Annotated in this window: 18 protein-coding genes and 1 pseudogene; 3 read left to right on the top strand and 16 right to left on the bottom strand. The window is 63.3% G+C overall.

Annotated features, from left to right (window positions below; translation table 11 throughout):
* Positions 1-8 precede the first annotated feature (8 nt).
* From AC3A43_RS03065 to AC3A43_RS03030, 8 genes and pseudogenes are all read right to left on the bottom strand, one after another.
* On the bottom strand, positions 9-620 hold the full coding sequence (locus AC3A43_RS03065; protein ID WP_487791065.1) for an acyl-homoserine-lactone synthase: 612 nt from the start codon (positions 618-620) through the stop codon (positions 9-11).
* Positions 621-700: 80 nt separating this feature from the next.
* Positions 701-1,444 (bottom strand): LuxR family transcriptional regulator, encoded by a 744-nt coding sequence (locus tag AC3A43_RS03060; RefSeq protein ID WP_487791064.1) that lies wholly within the window; start codon positions 1,442-1,444, stop codon positions 701-703.
* A 288-nt stretch (positions 1,445-1,732) separates the two neighbouring features.
* Positions 1,733-2,248 carry a DNA -binding domain-containing protein gene (locus tag AC3A43_RS03055; RefSeq protein WP_487792014.1) on the bottom strand — a complete coding sequence of 172 codons (516 nt, stop codon included), beginning with the start codon at positions 2,246-2,248 and terminating at the stop codon, positions 1,733-1,735.
* A gap of 120 nt (positions 2,249-2,368) precedes the next feature.
* Positions 2,369-2,491: pseudogene (locus tag AC3A43_RS03050) on the bottom strand (transcriptional regulator domain-containing protein); the annotation flags it as partial.
* 190 nt (positions 2,492-2,681) lie between these two features.
* Positions 2,682-3,557, bottom strand: a complete 876-nt coding sequence (locus AC3A43_RS03045) for a JAB domain-containing protein (RefSeq protein WP_487791063.1) — start codon at positions 3,555-3,557, stop codon at positions 2,682-2,684.
* A 62-nt stretch (positions 3,558-3,619) separates the two neighbouring features.
* The gene (locus tag AC3A43_RS03040) at positions 3,620-4,012 is read right to left on the bottom strand and encodes a hypothetical protein (RefSeq protein ID WP_487791062.1); all 393 of its coding nucleotides are present in this window, start codon (positions 4,010-4,012) and stop codon (positions 3,620-3,622) included.
* Positions 4,013-4,134: 122 nt separating this feature from the next.
* Positions 4,135-4,467, bottom strand: a complete 333-nt coding sequence (locus AC3A43_RS03035; RefSeq protein WP_487791061.1) for a hypothetical protein — start codon at positions 4,465-4,467, stop codon at positions 4,135-4,137.
* A 59-nt stretch (positions 4,468-4,526) separates the two neighbouring features.
* Positions 4,527-5,045 (bottom strand): LuxR C-terminal-related transcriptional regulator, encoded by a 519-nt coding sequence (locus AC3A43_RS03030; RefSeq protein ID WP_487791060.1) that lies wholly within the window; start codon positions 5,043-5,045, stop codon positions 4,527-4,529.
* 521 nt (positions 5,046-5,566) lie between these two features.
* Between AC3A43_RS03030 and AC3A43_RS03025 the strand changes: the two genes are divergently transcribed.
* Positions 5,567-5,899: a YciI family protein gene (locus AC3A43_RS03025; RefSeq protein ID WP_487791059.1), complete on the top strand. Its 333-nt coding sequence runs from the start codon at positions 5,567-5,569 to the stop codon at positions 5,897-5,899.
* Positions 5,900-5,910: 11 nt separating this feature from the next.
* On the opposite strand, the gene AC3A43_RS03020 is transcribed toward AC3A43_RS03025, so the two are convergent.
* From AC3A43_RS03020 to AC3A43_RS03010, 3 genes are read right to left on the bottom strand one after another with little or no spacing between them, the layout of a single operon-like run.
* Positions 5,911-6,282: a hypothetical protein gene (locus AC3A43_RS03020; protein WP_487791058.1), complete on the bottom strand. Its 372-nt coding sequence runs from the start codon at positions 6,280-6,282 to the stop codon at positions 5,911-5,913.
* Positions 6,283-6,312: 30 nt separating this feature from the next.
* The gene (locus AC3A43_RS03015) at positions 6,313-6,831 is read right to left on the bottom strand and encodes a CinA family protein (RefSeq protein WP_487791057.1); all 519 of its coding nucleotides are present in this window, start codon (positions 6,829-6,831) and stop codon (positions 6,313-6,315) included.
* Positions 6,832-6,835: 4 nt separating this feature from the next.
* The gene (locus AC3A43_RS03010; RefSeq protein ID WP_487791056.1) at positions 6,836-7,330 is read right to left on the bottom strand and encodes a hemerythrin domain-containing protein; all 495 of its coding nucleotides are present in this window, start codon (positions 7,328-7,330) and stop codon (positions 6,836-6,838) included.
* A 190-nt stretch (positions 7,331-7,520) separates the two neighbouring features.
* Here AC3A43_RS03010 and AC3A43_RS03005 point away from each other — a divergent pair, with 190 nt between their 5' ends.
* Positions 7,521-8,102 carry a DUF1989 domain-containing protein gene (locus tag AC3A43_RS03005; protein WP_487791055.1) on the top strand — a complete coding sequence of 194 codons (582 nt, stop codon included), beginning with the start codon at positions 7,521-7,523 and terminating at the stop codon, positions 8,100-8,102.
* 29 nt (positions 8,103-8,131) lie between these two features.
* Here AC3A43_RS03005 and AC3A43_RS03000 read toward each other — a convergent pair whose 3' ends face one another.
* The 5 genes from AC3A43_RS03000 to AC3A43_RS02980 form a co-directional block, all read right to left on the bottom strand.
* Positions 8,132-9,328 carry a glycoside hydrolase family 130 protein gene (locus AC3A43_RS03000; protein WP_487791054.1) on the bottom strand — a complete coding sequence of 399 codons (1,197 nt, stop codon included), beginning with the start codon at positions 9,326-9,328 and terminating at the stop codon, positions 8,132-8,134.
* 262 nt (positions 9,329-9,590) lie between these two features.
* Complete coding sequence (locus AC3A43_RS02995; RefSeq protein WP_487791053.1) at positions 9,591-10,397, bottom strand: class I mannose-6-phosphate isomerase; 807 nt, start codon at positions 10,395-10,397, stop codon at positions 9,591-9,593.
* A gap of 15 nt (positions 10,398-10,412) precedes the next feature.
* Positions 10,413-11,195, bottom strand: coding sequence for an SDR family NAD(P)-dependent oxidoreductase (locus AC3A43_RS02990; RefSeq protein WP_487791052.1), 783 nt, complete (start codon positions 11,193-11,195; stop codon positions 10,413-10,415).
* Positions 11,188-12,405 carry a zinc-dependent alcohol dehydrogenase gene (locus AC3A43_RS02985; protein ID WP_487791051.1) on the bottom strand — a complete coding sequence of 406 codons (1,218 nt, stop codon included), beginning with the start codon at positions 12,403-12,405 and terminating at the stop codon, positions 11,188-11,190. The genes AC3A43_RS02990 and AC3A43_RS02985 overlap by 8 nt, the downstream gene beginning before the upstream one ends.
* A 10-nt stretch (positions 12,406-12,415) precedes the next feature.
* Positions 12,416-13,117 carry an SRPBCC family protein gene (locus AC3A43_RS02980; protein WP_487791050.1) on the bottom strand — a complete coding sequence of 234 codons (702 nt, stop codon included), beginning with the start codon at positions 13,115-13,117 and terminating at the stop codon, positions 12,416-12,418.
* 435 nt (positions 13,118-13,552) lie between these two features.
* Between AC3A43_RS02980 and AC3A43_RS02975 the strand changes: the two genes are divergently transcribed.
* The gene (locus tag AC3A43_RS02975; protein ID WP_487791049.1) at positions 13,553-15,895 is read left to right on the top strand and encodes a glycosyltransferase family 4 protein; all 2,343 of its coding nucleotides are present in this window, start codon (positions 13,553-13,555) and stop codon (positions 15,893-15,895) included.

Genomic DNA, 15,895 nt, shown 5'->3' with positions numbered 1-15,895 from the left:
TCCGCTCCTCATGCAGCTTCGGCGGGCGCGTCGGCGCCGGTTGCCCCGATGCCGGTCGCCGCAAGCTTCGATAGCGTGTCGGGCTCGATCGCGATCTCCAGCGCAACCAATGCACGGCCGTCGTGGATCGCGGTTTCGCCAAGCACGCGACATTGCCAGCCGAACTGCTCGACCTGCCGGAACCACGAAAGCTCGGCGACGCCGGTATAGGTGGAAATGCCATGGGTCAGCGCATAGTCGACGAGCGCGACGAGGAGCGTATCGCGCGCTGCGCGGCGTTGCTGCGCGCCGATCCCCGGCGACAGGCAAAAGCGCGTGATCTCGAGTATTGCAGTGCCATTCGGAACGGGACCGGCGACAAGATGGGGGAAAATCCCATCGAGAAGAGCAGGCCTTGTCGTCGGCAGCAGCCGCGCCGAGGCGAGATGCTCTCCCCGCGCGTCGGTGAGGATAAGGTAGGTGGCGTGCGGATCGTCGAAATGGTCGACTTCGAACCGGTCCGCCAGCACGGGCAGGTCCCATTTGAGCAAATCGACAAAGACGCGTTTGCGCGCCTCGAACATCGAACGGAGCGCGACATGTTCGTCCGCCCTGTTGTCCTGGTTGACCGTGATGAGCATTGGTTTGTCTCCTTGATTGAAAGAGACAGACCAATTGAACCGGAAAATCCGCTCGCGCCATACCAAGAAAGGGGGGTGTTTTAGCCGCCGGCGACGTCGCTGAAGCAGATCGTGCCGTCGAACAAGGCGCGGATCGCCAGGCTGACGCGGCTTCGTGCAGAGTATTTCTCGCGCGCGTTGCGCAAATGCTCGCTGACCGTATCGGTCTGCAAGTCCATGATCTGCGCGATCACCGAATCCGATTTGCCGCGCGCGGCCCACAAAAGGCATTCGATCTGCCGATCCGTCAGTCGGGGCTGATCATTGGCAGGGACCAGCCCGGACAGTTGCCGTGCCGCCTCAAAGACGAAAGCGCCGATCACCTGCGCGAACATCAAGGCCTCCGGCGTTGCATGATTCCCCTTCTGCCAGGCGAAGGATACCGACCCGTGCGCGTCGCCGGGGATGTGCGTCGGGACGGTCAGGCCATCATGGATGCCGTGCCGCCGTGCGCGCTTGAGGATCGCGCCGTCGCCGGGTCTTGGCCGCGAGAATTGGTGCATGTCGTGCCAGAGGAAACCCGCGGCGCGGCGGGCGCTCGCACGATGGACCGGATCGCGCACGCCGAGCCGCTGTTCATCGAACCATCTTGCCCAATCTTCGGGATAATTGTGGACGCGCAATCCCTTTTCGGGCGCCGCCAGAAAGTCGACGTGATGACTCAAAGCAAACCACGAGCACCCGAGCCTCGAGCAGGCCTCGTCGAGAATATCGATCAATGCGTCTTCGCTCGCGACCTTCAAGGCTTCGGCAGCGAGCCGCAGCGCGGCGTCGAGCGTAGTCATTACGACCCATGGCAACGCCGGCAGCATTCTCGAACCTGCTCGTCCGGCGTTGCTCCCAGTCCGGTGCCGATCCCCTCGCCCTCTCAATAGGCGGGGTCACCGCGGTGGCGCATCGTTGCTGGTCGGTGACGATGCGGAGCGGAACCAAGCTATGGCCGAGATGATATATTTCAAATATATTCGTCATTTAGTCTCAATTTGAGAGTTGTTGTTGTCATCGAGCAGTCGGCCGGGTTCGATTGGCAGGTCCATCGAGGGCGTACGACGTCGCATGTTGCAGGACGCGCACTATCTGAACCATGGTCCCGACAAGGGATCAGCCAGCCTCCGCCGGGCGATGCGCACGAGCCGCTGGATACGAAGTCGATGCGAGGCATTTTCGATCCGCCAGCGCCGGGACGCGATCACGGCACCGAACAAGATACGTGCCATCTCCTGCTGTGTCTCGCCGGACAGAAGGGCATCACCGACGCGCAGCTCCAGGATCCATTGCGCCGCCTTTCGCTCGCGCGGCATCATCGAGCGCGGCAATCGGCCGCTCTCCACCAGAACGACGAACTGGCGGAGTGCTTCGAGCTTGGGCTTGGCCGACTGAAGGCCCGATATGCGATGTTCGACAAGGACCGGGCCGCCCAGCAGCGTTCCATGATGCAGGTCGAGACGAATGGCCCAATGTCCGTCGCTCAGCAGCCAATGTTCGGTGTTTTCGGCGTCGATCTCGACCGAAACAAACGGGGCGACATCGCGCACATCGAAGAGATCGTCGGCGGGACTGTCTTCGCGGGCGGGCCGCCCGCGCAGCACGCGCGGATCCCTTAGGATGCTCCAGATTGGACGGCCTTCCGACGCGGACAAAGCAGGATCGATCCAGCCGTGCAATCCAAGGCTCTCGAGCCGCTCGTCGGATATGTGGCTCCGGTTCTTCCAGAGGTGACGGTAAAGCGGACTTCGGCGTAGCCATTCCCATGCGAACGCGCGTCGGTCCGAGATGAGAAGCCCGGTATAGGCTTCAGGAAACCGCCAATTCGCGGCCGGACCGCCGCTCATCCCGGATAGCCAGAATATTTTCTGAATATTTCCATACGGCGTCGATCGGACAAGAACAGGCCAGCATCAGCAGCGGGCGACGAGCGGGAAGGATCGATGCGAAGATCTGCCGGTGACTGACCTGTCAGATCCCCGGTCGCAGACGCGACGGCGGAGGCCCGCGACGGGCCGCGTCCGCTTCAGGGGCAGGCTATTCGGTTCCTTCCGCAAAATAGGCACGCAGCCGGTGCGCGATCTCGGGCGCGATCTTCATCAGAGTACGCCGTCCGTCGAAGACATCGGGCGTCCGCTCCAATATGCCCGCCTCGCACAGGCGCTGTGCGAGTTTCATCGCGCTGCTCGTCGGGATGCCGGCGGTTGCGCAAAGCGACGACATCGAAAGCTGCTGCCCCCGACATTCGTGAATGAACAGATCGATGAGCATGTCCCATGCAGGCTCGCCGAACAACTCGGCGTTGCCGATCAGCTGCTTGCGCAGGATGCGCCGCCGCACCACCGCCTCCGCATTGCAAAGCGCGCGCGCGTCATCGTCTTCGTCATGCGCAGCCGTCCCGCTCCGGAGCGTAAACTCAGATCGTGCGATGCGGCTTCCCGGCGACCATTCTTCGCGCAGGATATGGTGAATACCGGTCGCAGTAACGATGATGTGATCGAGAATCTCGACATCGAGCGCGCGTCCGATCTGATCGAGCTTGCGCGTGGCCTGAATATCGTTCTCGCTCGGCGTCGCATCGCCGCCCGGATGATTGTGGACGAGAATGATCGCCGCCGCATTATGCTCGAGCGCACGCCGGAAGATCGTTCGCGGATAAATGGTGAGATGGGCAAGCGTGCCTTGCTGCATCTGTTCGTCGGCTATGAGGCGCCGGGCAGGATCCAGAAAGAGAATGCGCAGGCGCTCGTCGGAGAACGACGCCATCGAAGCGATGAGATACCGACGCAGCGCGGGATCGAACGGGTCGATCTGCCCCGCCCGGAGATCCGAACGCATTCCGTCGATCATCGCGTCGCGCATATGGGCGAGGAACGATCCCACCTCGGGCCAGTCTCCGAGGACGCCGGCCATCCGCTCGGCGGTTTGCGACCAGAGCCTGCCGAGGCTCCTGAACTCGTCGAGAAGGACCCGCGCTATGAGCTCGCAGTCTTCGGGTGCGATTGCCGCGACAAGCCGTGCCAGGACCGATCGCTCCCATTCGCGCACATCCGCGTCTGGTGCCGCCAGGTTGCGATGACGAGGAGCGGCGGGAGAAGCCAGGAGGCAGAGACTTGCATCGTCAGATAGGCCACCGGATGGACCGTTATGTCGGCTGCTTTGCCAACGTGCGCCATCAGAGGAAGAATTTGGAGAACCGCCGCCAGCATCGGCCAGAACCGGTGCGCGACCAATGCCAGGATGACGCTTGCTGCCGCTGCGACAAGATCGATCGCCAGATGCCCCGCGTCGATCGAGGTGAAGCGCGGCGGGATGAACAGGTGCAGAAGCTGGTCCGCCGCCGCCATCGCGATCAGGATCAGCGCCATCGTGCGCTCGGGCGCGCCCCCTTTTCTGAGGGCGTAGGCAAGAGCCGCCAGCAAGATCGTCAGAAAGATTGCAATCCGAACCATCGCGTCCAATGACCATGCTGGCGGTCCCGGGTCAATTGCTAGGAGCTTGCTGCGATCGCGCCCTCCCCGGCCGTCGCGACGGCCGGGCACTCATGGAGATCGAGTCCGGCGGTCTCACGCGCGATGTCGGCAAGTTCGCCGTGGATTCGCAAGGCGTCACCGCTCGCGCCGACCAGCACGGTCTGGAGCCTCGCGATCCGGTGAATGGTTGACTGCCCCTTGATCGCAGGGACGCCGGGGGTGTCGCGCCGCGCCGTCACGACACTGGTCATGAGCGTCGACACGGCGATCAAGGCGTCGTCGATGCGCGCCTCCGTGGCCGGTACTTGGTTCTGAAGCCTCGCGGCAGTGAAATTGATGGTATCGGACATGACTTCTCCTCTGCCGGAAGCGCACGCTCCGGCGGTTGCTCGATCGGTTATGAGAAGGATCAGCCGGAGATGAGGCGCGTCAGCGTCTCTGCAATCCCGAGGCTGCCGAGCAGGAAAATGATCACACACGCGAGTATTGTCGCCATGATCGTGAGCCTGGTCGGAAGCTTATGGTCGTGCCTCCAGATCTTCCCGGACGGGACGCCTTCGCCTGAAAGCCGGTCCACCGATTTGCTGGTCTCGCTCAAATCGAAAACATTTGTAGGGCCACCGTCTGTGTCATCGGATGGCACGAGCGTCGCGGCGCCGGGAAGCTGCGCCGGATCGTATGCGATCCGGTCGCATATCTGGCGCAGGCGCGCATAGCGGTTAGCCGTATCGGCGCGATCATTCGCGCCCAATATCTGCCGCGCCGCAGTGATTCGCTGGTCGACGGTGTATTTGGAGATCCCGAGGTCGCGCGCGATCTGCTTCGACGTCTTGTGTACAAGTACGAGGTCAAGACAGGCGCGCTGCTTGCCGGTCAGGCGAGACCAGCGGAGACGATCATCGGCGGTAGAAGATTGCGACCCTTCCATTGGGACAGTTTGGTTACATCGTGTTCGCACACAAGGCCATTTTTAACATTGAATTCCATGTTAAATATTTCTGTCACATCCGGCCGCGTCAATGAGAACGCCCCAAGAGGCCGCCCCTTGATTGCGCGCCAACGCCTTACACGGCGCATCGCGCCTCCGTCTCAACGTTCATCAACCACGAAGCCGGAGAGTCGCCGCGATCAAGGGAAATGCTGCAGAAGGCTGGCCAGCTTATCCGTCGCGTCCCGCCGCGCTTCCGCCAGACAGCGTCAATGAAAGGCTTTGCCGGATCGAATCCGGCTGATGTCGCATCCCGGCACGGTCGAGCTCGGCCCTTAGCGTCGGTCGGCTTTTATGGGCGAGGTGAAAGAAGCGGGCATGGTTGCAAAGCTCCGGGTGATCGCGCCGCCAGCCGGTCTTGCGCAGAGCCTTTTCACCCCTCGCGGCCGTCTTCGCGCTGGCGCGCGCGGCCATGGAACAAGCGGGCTTGTCCCCGGTTGTGGAAGGAGAAGGAGTGCAAGATGCCCAAATTCGTTACGATCGGTTATGGCGACGAAGCGGGCTATCAGCGGACCCCGCAACACGTTCGCGACGCAGCCCATTCCCATGACGAGCAGCTAAAGCAAGGCGGCGCGATCATGGGGATTGCCGGTCTGCCGGTACAGGTGCGCAATCCCGAAGGCGAAATCGTGCAGACCACGACAGGCCCCTATCTGTCGTCATCGCTCCCTGTCGCCGGCTTCGCACTCATAGAGGCCGCCAATCTCGGCGAAGCCATTCAATTGGCGCAGCACTCGCCCTGCGCGGTTGCGCACGGCGTCATCGAAATCTGGCCACTCGTAGAAAGCGGCTGACGCCGCGCTGGTCAAAAACGGGATGGAATAATGGTGATTTCGATCGGCACCGCGAGCGGGCGCCATCCGTCCCGCCTCAGCAATTCATTGCTTTCGACCGCCTTGCGTCCGAGCGCCCGATCCAGCGACCAAGTGATGTGGAAGATGCTCCCGTCAGGCCGTCGCGCGGAGCCGCCAATTGCTACGACCAAGGCTTCAAGCCCTACCCCGTCGTCGGCATGGCCAATGACCGTAGCGTCGGTCTCGGTCGGGAGCGGCGCATCTTTGGCGGCATGTCCGGCAAGCGTGATATGGTCGGCGATCATGTCATGCCAGTGCGGCGGAAAGAGATCGAGAAGAAGCTCGCGGCACGCGGGATCGAGTTTCCATCCGATCGCGGTCACGATGAGATTCTCGATTCCAAGGCCGCGCTCTCAAGCCGAATGAAGCACCGGCGCGCCGTGTTCCACAACGGCTTCGGTCATCATGGCGAGCGCGGCAGCGACGGCATGGTCGAGCACGGCACCGCGGCCGAGATCGCCGAAATGATATTCCTGCGCGAAGCGTCGTCCTTCGCGGGTCGCGCAGGCCAAGTGGACCAGGCCGACTTCCTCATTCTTCTCGCGCGGACCGCAAAAGCCGGTGACGGCTATCGCGAAATCGGCGTCGCCGTTCGCGAGTGCGCCCGCCGCCATTGCTTCGGCGACCTCGGGATTGACGGCTTCGCAGCGCTCGGCGTCGGCGCGGTCGACCCCGAGCATCTCGCATTTCGCGTCGATTGAATAAACGACGAAGCCGCGCTCGAGATGTGAGCCAAGCGCGGCTTCGCGAGCCATCAAGGCGGCCAGCTGGCCACCCGTGCAGCTCTCGGCGATCGCCCAGCGAAGCTCGCTGCCCGCTAGCGCGGCAGCCAGCCGTTCCAAATGCCGGTCGATGTCGCGCTGCGCGGGCATGAGCTTACATCGTCGTCGTCTTGGCGGGCGGAAGCCCGGTCGTCTCGGCCTGCGCCTTCAACTCTTCCTTGCGCGCGAGCATCTGCTCGCCGAGCGCGTCGAGATCGACGTCGGCGGCGCGCGCCTGCTGGAACATGTTGTCGTGCTGCTTTTCCTCTTCCTTCACATGATGCTCGATTTCTTCCTTGAGTACCGTGACCTTGGAATCGAAGAACTCGTCCTCGGGGCTCGATGCCACGATCTCGTTGATCAGGATTTTCGCGCCGTCATGCTCGACATAGGCCTCTTTCAGGAGATCATCGTCGATCTTCCCCTTGAGCGCCGGATAGAAGACCTCTTCCTCGATCTGGGCGTGGATCTTCAGCTCGGTGCAGATCTTGTCGGCTATCTGACCCTTTTCCTTCGAGCCGCCGGCCTTTTCAAACTTGGCGAACAGCGCCTCGACCTCGCGATGGTCCTTGGTCAGAATATGGGTAGCGTCCGTATCGATCGGTTTCATTGCAGTCTCCATCTGCCCGCCCGCTTGCTTTGATAAACGGAGAATTTTGCCGAAGGTTGCGTGTGAACCGCGCGCGCGGGGAGCCTTTTGCACCGCGCATCCGTTGCGAGCGCAGGGACCGACATTGCGAGGTGAACAAAATGTTCGACACGAAACAGCGGCGCGATTATCCGTCCGCGCGACGCCAGCGATGACGACGGTGATTGCGCCGCGCAGCGGCGTCGCATTCCGGCTGTCGAGAGACCAGATCCTGCGCGTCATCGATCCCGAAGGCGGCCAAGTGAGCGACTTGCTCGCCTTTAACGCCTCCGATGTTCGCGAAGTCATTTCGAATGGGCGGACCTTAGATTATGAAGAGACGATCCAGCTCACGACGGGCAACCGGCTCTGGTCGAACCGGTCGAACCCCATGCTCGAGATCGTCGAGGACAGCGCCGGCACCCACGACTTTCTGCTTACGCCGTGCAGCGAGGCGACCTTCCGTCATTTCTACGCAGACAAGCCCGTGCATCGCGGATGCTTCGGCAATCTCGCCGAAGCGCTCGCGCCGTTCGGGATCGACGCCGACGCCATTCCGGTCGCTTTCAATATCTTCATGAACGTTCCCGTCGGCCCGGACGGCCGGATCAAGGTGCTCGCGCCGCCCACCGCACCGGGCGATTTCATCCGCCTGCGCGCGCTCGACGATTTGATCATCGGGCTCACGGCCTGCTCGGCCTATGACAGCTGCGGCGGCAGTTTCAAACCGATCCATTATCGGATTGAGCGATGAAAGAGGCGGGCAAGCCGCCGGCTAATCCATCAGTCCATCGCTGCGATCAGGCCGTCGATACTCGTCATCGCAAAGCCGATCGCGCTGTCCGAGATGCCATAGGGAATGAAAAGACGGTCGCCGACGCGCACCGCCCCGCAGGTGTAGACGACGTTCGGAACATATCCCTCGCGGTCGCTTTCCGCCGCCGACAGGATCGGACAGGATGTACGCGCGAGCACCCGCGACGGATCGTCGCGGTCGAGCAGCGCCGCGCCGAGACTATATTTGCGCATCGCGCCGACGCCGTGCGTAAGCACGATCCAGCCCGCGTCGCATTCGATCGGGCTGCCGCAATTGCCCATCTGGATAAACTCCCAGGGAAATTGCGGGCGCATCAGCACTTCGCCCTCATCGTCCCAGTGGCTCAATTCGTCCGAGGACAGGATCGTGATATTCTTCCCGTCCTGACGGGCGATCATTCGGTAACGACCGTCGATCCGTCGCGGAAACAGAGCCATCCCCTTGTGGCGGGCTGCAAGCCCGGAAAGCGGCTGAAGGCAAAAACTGCTGAAATCCTGGGTGCGCATCAGCTCCGAGCGGATTTCCCGCCCCGAATAGGCGGTATAGGTCCCAATATATTCGGTCTTGCCGTCGTCGTGAACGAACTGGACGAGCCGCAGGTCTTCGAGGCCATTGCGCTGGGCCTCGGTGATCGGAAACAGCACGCTGTTCGAAATCGCGCTATCGGGCTGGCGGTGCACGAGTACCGGCGCGTCGGGATGCATGCTGTGGCGATCGTTGGCGACGGCGGCCATGGCAGGGCCGGATTGCGGCCATAGCAGGAATTCGGTACCCGGACCCACGATACCTTCGCGGAAGGCGACCGATGATATATGGCCTTCGCCAACGGCGCGCATCGACATGACGAAGCGCAACTGGTCCGGATCAACGCCAGTCTGATTAGGATGCGGCACGACGCTCGGATTCATGAGCGCTGCGGCGGCGTAACTATATTCATGACAGAAATAGGCGCCGATCAGGCGGCGCTTGACCGGCGAGACCGCCGCGTCATCGAGCGACAGATCTTCCGATATCTCCCGATATCGCTCGTCGAAAATCTGCCCGATCTGCCAGTGCCGCTCGGAGAAATCCTTCCAGATCAGGCCAAGTTCGAGTTCCGCCTGATCCTCGTCCAAGCCCAGGACGTCGGCCACCAGCTGCGCCGCACGCGGCGGCTCGGACACGTTGGACTGCCAAGCGAGATGAAACGGGCGAAGCACGACGCGGCTCGGGTCCGCGCTCAATTTTTCATCGAGAATGCGTAGAGGCGACTGCTCGGGTCGGCAAATCAGCATGGAGGACGTCGACCTTTCTTACCTCGCCCCCGTCGCCATATAGGTTGCGCTCCGTGCGCCAGGCAAGGACAAGATCAAACGCCGGTCGCGGACCGACGTTCCCCGCTCAGGGCCAAGCTATGCGGATGCAGCGGCGAACCGCTGGGCGCGGTTACGCCCCGCCCTGCCCGGCAACCAGAAAACGGGCGTCGCCAGCGGCGGCAATCGACGCCGCCCGTGCGCCCCAAAGGCACTCGCCCGCACCAACCGAAAAGCCATCGATGTCGACGCTGCCCTTGAGCGGAACGATCAATAGCGGTCCGTTCTCGCTCGCGATCGGTCCAAGGTCGTTTCCGGCGATATAGGCTACCGAGAGGCGCGCGCCCGCGAGCAGCCGGATGCTCTGGTCCGGGGATATCATGCGTTGCAGCGACGCCGGCATGGGCGCCGCGCGCGCCACCGCGGCGCCGTCTTCGAGATGCAGTTCGCGCGGCCGTCCATAATCGTAAAGCCGGTAGGTGACATCGCTCTTCTGCTGGATTTCGACAAGCGAGATGCCGCCGCCGATCGCGTGGACCGTGCCCGGGGGGACGTGAAAGAACATTCCCGGCTCCACCGGATGCCATTCGATCAGCTCCTCGATCGCACCCGACAAGGCTGCCGCGCGAAGTTCGGCGGCGCCGAGCGCACGGACCGTGCCGAGTCCCAGTTTCGCGCCCGGTTCGGCCTCGAGAATATACCAGCATTCTTCCTTGCCCGAGGACTCGCCCCGCGCGCGCGCGCCGGCGTCGTCAGGATGGACCTGGATCGAAAGACGCTCACTGGTAAAAAGATATTTGGCGAGGAGCGGACAGTCGGCGGGCGGATCGAACCAGATTTCGCCGATACGCTCTGGAGAGGAGGAGGTGAAAGGTTCGGGAAGGCGGACGACGCCCCACGGCTTCTCGACGGCGATCGTGGGCAGCTTTGCAACGGTCATGGTGAAACCTTCCCGTCAGTTCGAACTGCCCGAGCCGGGTTCGGCCTGCTTGCGGTGCATCTCGGCGGTCGTCGCTTCGCTGAGTACGCCCGAGGCCAGCACCTGCGCCTTGTTCTTGAGGCCATGGACGACCGAATGCTCGCCCTTCTTCATTGCCTCCCAGCCGGTGCGCGCAACGTCGGCCGGATCGTCCTTCTTCGCCTGTCCGACCTTGGTATCGAGCATGCCCGCGCGCGCGAAAAAATTGGTGTCGGTGGCACCGGGCTTGAGGCAGGTGATCGTGACACCCGTGTCCTTGAGCTCATTGCCGATCGCGGCGGCGAAGCTGTCGACGAAGGCCTTGGTGCCATTATAAACCGCCTGGAAAGAGCCGGCGAGATGACCCGCGATCGAGCCGGTGATCAGCACCTTGCCTTCGCCGCGAGCGACCATCTGCTTGAGCACCGGCTGGAGCAGGAGCAAGGTGCCGATGATGTTGGTGTCGATGACGTGGCGCCACCCGGCGACATCTTGGTCGAGGAAGCCGTGACCGAGGCCATGGCCGGCGTTTGCGACGAGCACATCGATCTCGCGATCCGAGGCGGCGGCGAGCAATTCCTCGACCCCTGCCGATGTCGAGAGATCGGCCTCGATCGACTGCACCTCGGCGCCGCCCTCTGCCAAGCCGATGGCCGCGTCTACGAAGGGCTCGTCGGCGGCGACGATGAGGTCATAGCCCTCAGCGGCGGCAAGCTTTGCGATCTCGCGGCCAATGCCGCTAGAAGCGCCCGTGATGAGAGCGAGTTTGCGTTCAGACATGGGCCATTTCCTTCTTTGCTTCGATGGCGCCCTTTGCGAGCCCGGGCTTCAGAATGATCTTGGTGTATTCGTTCTGCTCACCATGCCAGTGGCGATACATCTCGGCGGCGTCCTCGAGCGGAGCGTGATGCGAGATGAGCGAGGTCGTATCGAACTGGCCGTCCTGGATCATCTTCAGCAGCTGGCCCGTATATTTCTGAACCGGCGTCTGGCCGCTCTTCACGGTCAGCCCCTTCTCCATCAGCTGTCCCAAGGGGAATTTGTCGGCGAAGCCCCCATAGACGCCGGGGATCGACACACGTCCGCCCTTGCGGCAAGCGAGGATCGCCTGGCGCAGTGCATGCGGGCGCTCGGTCACCGAATAATATTGCGCCTTGACCTGGTCGAGGATGTTGTCTGGGGTAAAGCCGTGGCTTTCCATGCCGACGCAATCGATGCACGCATCGGGTCCGATGCCGCCGGTCATTTCATTAAGCGCCTCGCGAACGTCGACCTGCTTATAGTCAAGGATCTCTGCGCCGAGCTGCTTCGCCAGCCGGAGACGCGCGGGAAAATGATCGATCGCGATCACGCGCCCTGCGCCGAGTAGCAGCGCCGACTGGATCGTGAACAGCCCGACTGGTCCGCAGCCCCACACCGCGACAGTGTCGCCGGGCTCGATATCGGCGTTGACCGCGGCGTGCCATCCGGTCGGCAAGATGTCCGAGAGGAACAGGACATCGTCGTCGGGAAGATCGTCGGGGATGATGACCGGGCCGACGTCCGAATAGGGCACACGCACATATTCGGCCTGCCCGCCGGCATAGCCACCGGTCAGATGGGCGTAGCCGAACGCGCCGCCCATAGCATGCCCCATCAGCAGTTCGGCTGCATCGCGCGTCTCCGACGGGTTGCTATTGTCGCACGCACTAAACTGCTGCTTTTCGCAGAAGAAGCAGGCGCCGCAGCTGATCGTGAACGGGACAACCACCCGCTGCCCTTTCTTGAGGGTCGATCCCGAGCCGACGTCGACGACCTCGCCCATGAACTCGTGGCCGACGATATCGCCGGCGCGCATGCCGGGAATATAGCCATCGTAGAGATGAAGGTCCGAACCGCAGATTGCGGTCGATGTAATATGAAGAATGGCATCGCGCGGATTGACGATCTCGGGATCGGGCACCGTCTCGACGCTGATCTTGTGGCGGCCTTGCCAGGTAACTGCTCGCATGGTCTGATCCTCAAATATGGGGTTCGACGGGGGATTCGGACTTTCGCGCCGATGGCGAGGCGTTGCTGGTCACCTCGCCGGTTTCCATCAGCTGCTTGAAGCGGTGAAGATCGCGGCGCGCCTGCACCTCGGGTTCGCGCTGGAGGAGCTTCGCGCCGAGGCGGCCAAGCTTTCCTGCAGGGGGATCGTAGGCCAGGATCAGGGTGACATAGGTGCCGCGACCCGCGGGCGCATCGGCGAAGCGGACCTCGCCGCTGTTCGCGATTTCGCTTTCGGGTTCGCTCTGCCAGCTGATCGTCTCATTCTCGATGCTCTCGGTGATGCTGTTGACCAGATGGACCTCGCGCCCCATCGGACCCTTGATCGTCCACCGCGCGGTGCCGCCGCCCAGCGGCTCGACGGCGACGACATTTTCCATGAATTCAGGGAAGCGCTCGACCTTCCACGCCGCAAACAAGTCTGTGCGCGGACGATTGACCAGAACCGACTTGCCGAAGAGCGCGCGCGCCGACGGCTTATCGAGCGTCCAGTGGGGCGCGTCGGTCGCAATATCGTCGCGATCGGTCTCGGCGTTTCGCGTGCGACGCCAGAAGGAATAGCCGATTCCGGCTAATGCGAGACCTGCTCCTACGGCGGCAACGGCGAGCGCATCCGGCGTGCCGCGACCAGGAGAAGGGCCGCGACCAGGGGAAGGACTGAATAAGTTGCGCATAAACATCTCCCCGCCCGCGATGCCGGCGGGCGTGCATTGGCGACGGGATGCGGGATCACCCGGCATCCGTCGTGGTGGTGAGGATTTCTGTTCAGCTGCGCAGCCGATGGCAAAGGGACGCATGCGCGGTCCGATAGTTCCCGGATCGGACAGACGATTCGCGTGTGGCTACGGCCGTAACGCCCGTCGATGCATACCCGAGAAGCAGCATCGCGGCGATTTCCCGTCCACAGGGAAAAATCGATATAACCTGTGTTAATCGGGCACCAAAATCCCCGAACTTGGCATGCTGCACTGCAACCCGGAGCGTCCCGGCGCGTTGCTCCCGCATACAATCAATCTGCTCGCGAGCACGGTCGAACGACCGGCTGCGGACCCGCGTGCCCGCACGCGAGGCCGATGGCGCGCGCGTGGCATGTCATAATGAGGATGGATATGAAGCACGATAGCGATGGCCGGTTTTTCCGCGATATGTCCCTCGACGATCTTTCGCCCTCTTCCGTCTCCCCTCCTCCCGGCATGAAGCGGAGCGTCACGCCGCGCCGCCTTGCCCTCATCGGTTGCTTTCGACCGCGCCAATGCGGGATCGCGACCTTCACCGCGGACACCTATGATCATCTTCGCGCCGCTCGCGCCGATCTGGCGATCGACATCTACGCGATGCGGAGCCCGACCGACCCGGATATGGGCGGCGAGGTTGCGCTCGCGATCCACGAACAGGCGCCGACGGATTACCGCGCCGCAGCCGAGGCGATCAACGCGAGCGGCGCACAGGTCGTCTGGCTTCAGCATGAATTCGGCATTTTCGGCGGCGCCGCCGGCGAGATGATTTTCGAGCTTGTCGATCGCATCGCCGCGCCGTTGATCGTCACGCTGCATACCGTTCTCGCCGAACCCAATGCGGACCAGCGCCGGGTTATGGACCGGCTCGTAGCGCGCGCCAGCAAGCTGGTCGTCATGAGCGACTATGGCCGCGAAACCTTGCGCGACGTCTATGGTGCGAGCGCCGACCAGATCGTGCATATCGAGCATGGCACGCCCGACCGGCCCTTTGTCGATATCGCGCCCCTCCGCGAGACTCTCGGGATTGCCGATCGTCCCGTGATCTCGACGTTCGGCCTGATCGGGCCCGGCAAGGGCCTCGAAGCCGCGATCCGGGCGCTGCCCGCAATCGTCGCGCAATATCCCGATATCCTCTACCGGATCGTGGGTGCGACCCATCCCAATCTCGTTGCGTCCGAAGGCGAGGCCTATCGCGAGAGCCTGGAGCGGCTCGCGGAAAGCCTAAGGGTTGCGGGCAATATCGCGTGGGAGAACTGCTTCCTCGATACCGAGGAACTGCTCGACCAGATCGAGCTTTGCGACATCTACCTCGCGCCCTATCCCAATCTGCAGCAAATCACCTCGGGCACGCTCGCCTATGCCGTTGCGCTCGGCCGCGCCGTCGTCGCGACGCCCTTCGTCCACGCCCGCGAACTGCTTGCCGACGATGTGGGTATCCTGCTTCCCGGAACCGACAGCGAGGCGATCGCCGAAGCGGTGCACCTGTTGCTTGCGGTTCCAGAGGAACGCCGTGCGTTTCAGCGGCGCGCCTATGCGCGGGGACGCCGCACGGCATGGAAGGTGATCGCGCGCGCGTGCGCCGCCCTCGTCGATAGCGTCGCCGTGCCGGAGTTCGCCGCGGGGACGCGGCGCATGCCCACGATCGAGGGCGCGTGGGCACTTTGCGATGATGTCGGCATGCTCCAGCACAGCATCCACCTCGTTCCCGACCGGCGGCACGGCTATTGTATCGACGACAATGCTCGCGCCCTGATGCTCGTGCATCGTCTACCGGCGCGCGCGCAGGAACTGGCGCAATCGCGCGCGCTGTCCTTCGCGAGCTTCCTCCAGCATGGCTGGAATCCCGATCGCGGCGTGTTTCGCAATTTCATGGGCTATGAGCGCCGCTGGCTCGAAGACGAAGGCTCGGAGGACAGCAACGGGCGGACGCTCTGGGCGCTCGGTCATGCAGCGGCGCATGCCGCCTCGCCAGAAATGCGCGACTGGGCCGCGGACCTCTTCGATCTCGCCGCACCGACGGCCGGGCGCTTCCAGAGCCCGCGTGCCATCGCCTTCGCGCTCCTCGGCGCCGATGCGCGGCTCGCGCATGAGCCTGCCAACGCCCGCGCGCGCACGATCGTCGAGCGCGGCGGCACATTTCTGTGCGCGCTGTGGAAAGCGGCGCGCCGGCCCGGCTGGGACTGGTTTGAGACGGGCCTCTCCTACGACAATGCCCGTCTGGCAGAGGCGCTGATCCGCGCAGGGCGGCGGCTCCGCTCGCTCCCGCTCGAGGAAGCCGGTCTTGCCGCGCTCGACTGGCTCGCCGATTTCCAGACCGCCCCCGAGGGTCATTTTCGTCCGGTCGGGTCGGACAGCTTTGATCGTGCTCAGGAGAGCTTGCCGTTCGACCAGCAGCCGCTCGAAGCGTGGGCGACGATCGACGCCTGCGCGACGGCCTACGATGCGACGCGGGGCAAGATATGGCGCGCCCGCGCCGAGACCGCCTACGCCTGGTTTCTTGGCCAGAATGATCGCGGCATCGCTCTGGCAGACCCGAAGTCGGGTCGCTGCCTCGACGGACTGACCCCGCGCGGGGTCAACCGCAACAGCGGCGCGGAATCGGTCCTCGCCTATCAGATCGCTTCGCGCACCATGGCGACGATATTCTGGCGCGACGCAGTTCCCGAGACGCCGGCGCGGAGCCTCACCGCTTCGGTGCCTGCTCTCGCAGGTTGA

The sequence above is a fragment of the Sphingopyxis sp. Soil_C_28 genome (assembly GCF_057657055.1).
The sequence above is the reverse complement of the archived record's forward strand: the minus strand, read 5'-3'. Positions and strand labels throughout refer to the sequence as shown.

Excerpts from the sequence above, each read along its gene's own strand:
- AC3A43_RS03065 (WP_487791065.1), bottom strand. The coding sequence starts at position 620 with ATGCTCATCACGGTCAACCAGGACAACAGGGCGGACGAACATGTCGCG.
- AC3A43_RS03060 (WP_487791064.1), bottom strand. The coding sequence starts at position 1,444 with ATGACTACGCTCGACGCCGCGCTGCGGCTCGCTGCCGAAGCCTTGAAG.
- AC3A43_RS03045 (WP_487791063.1), bottom strand. The coding sequence starts at position 3,557 with ATGGCCGGCGTCCTCGGAGACTGGCCCGAGGTGGGATCGTTCCTCGCC.
- AC3A43_RS03040 (WP_487791062.1), bottom strand. The coding sequence starts at position 4,012 with ATGGCGCTGATCCTGATCGCGATGGCGGCGGCGGACCAGCTTCTGCAC.
- AC3A43_RS03035 (WP_487791061.1), bottom strand. The coding sequence starts at position 4,467 with ATGTCCGATACCATCAATTTCACTGCCGCGAGGCTTCAGAACCAAGTA.
- AC3A43_RS03030 (WP_487791060.1), bottom strand. The coding sequence starts at position 5,045 with ATGGAAGGGTCGCAATCTTCTACCGCCGATGATCGTCTCCGCTGGTCT.
- AC3A43_RS03025 (WP_487791059.1), top strand. The coding sequence starts at position 5,567 with ATGCCCAAATTCGTTACGATCGGTTATGGCGACGAAGCGGGCTATCAG.
- AC3A43_RS03015 (WP_487791057.1), bottom strand. The coding sequence starts at position 6,831 with ATGCCCGCGCAGCGCGACATCGACCGGCATTTGGAACGGCTGGCTGCC.
- AC3A43_RS03010 (WP_487791056.1), bottom strand. The coding sequence starts at position 7,330 with ATGAAACCGATCGATACGGACGCTACCCATATTCTGACCAAGGACCAT.
- AC3A43_RS03005 (WP_487791055.1), top strand. The coding sequence starts at position 7,521 with ATGACGACGGTGATTGCGCCGCGCAGCGGCGTCGCATTCCGGCTGTCG.
- AC3A43_RS02995 (WP_487791053.1), bottom strand. The coding sequence starts at position 10,397 with ATGACCGTTGCAAAGCTGCCCACGATCGCCGTCGAGAAGCCGTGGGGC.
- AC3A43_RS02990 (WP_487791052.1), bottom strand. The coding sequence starts at position 11,195 with ATGTCTGAACGCAAACTCGCTCTCATCACGGGCGCTTCTAGCGGCATT.
- AC3A43_RS02985 (WP_487791051.1), bottom strand. The coding sequence starts at position 12,405 with ATGCGAGCAGTTACCTGGCAAGGCCGCCACAAGATCAGCGTCGAGACG.
- AC3A43_RS02980 (WP_487791050.1), bottom strand. The coding sequence starts at position 13,117 with ATGCGCAACTTATTCAGTCCTTCCCCTGGTCGCGGCCCTTCTCCTGGT.
- AC3A43_RS02975 (WP_487791049.1), top strand. The coding sequence starts at position 13,553 with ATGAAGCACGATAGCGATGGCCGGTTTTTCCGCGATATGTCCCTCGAC.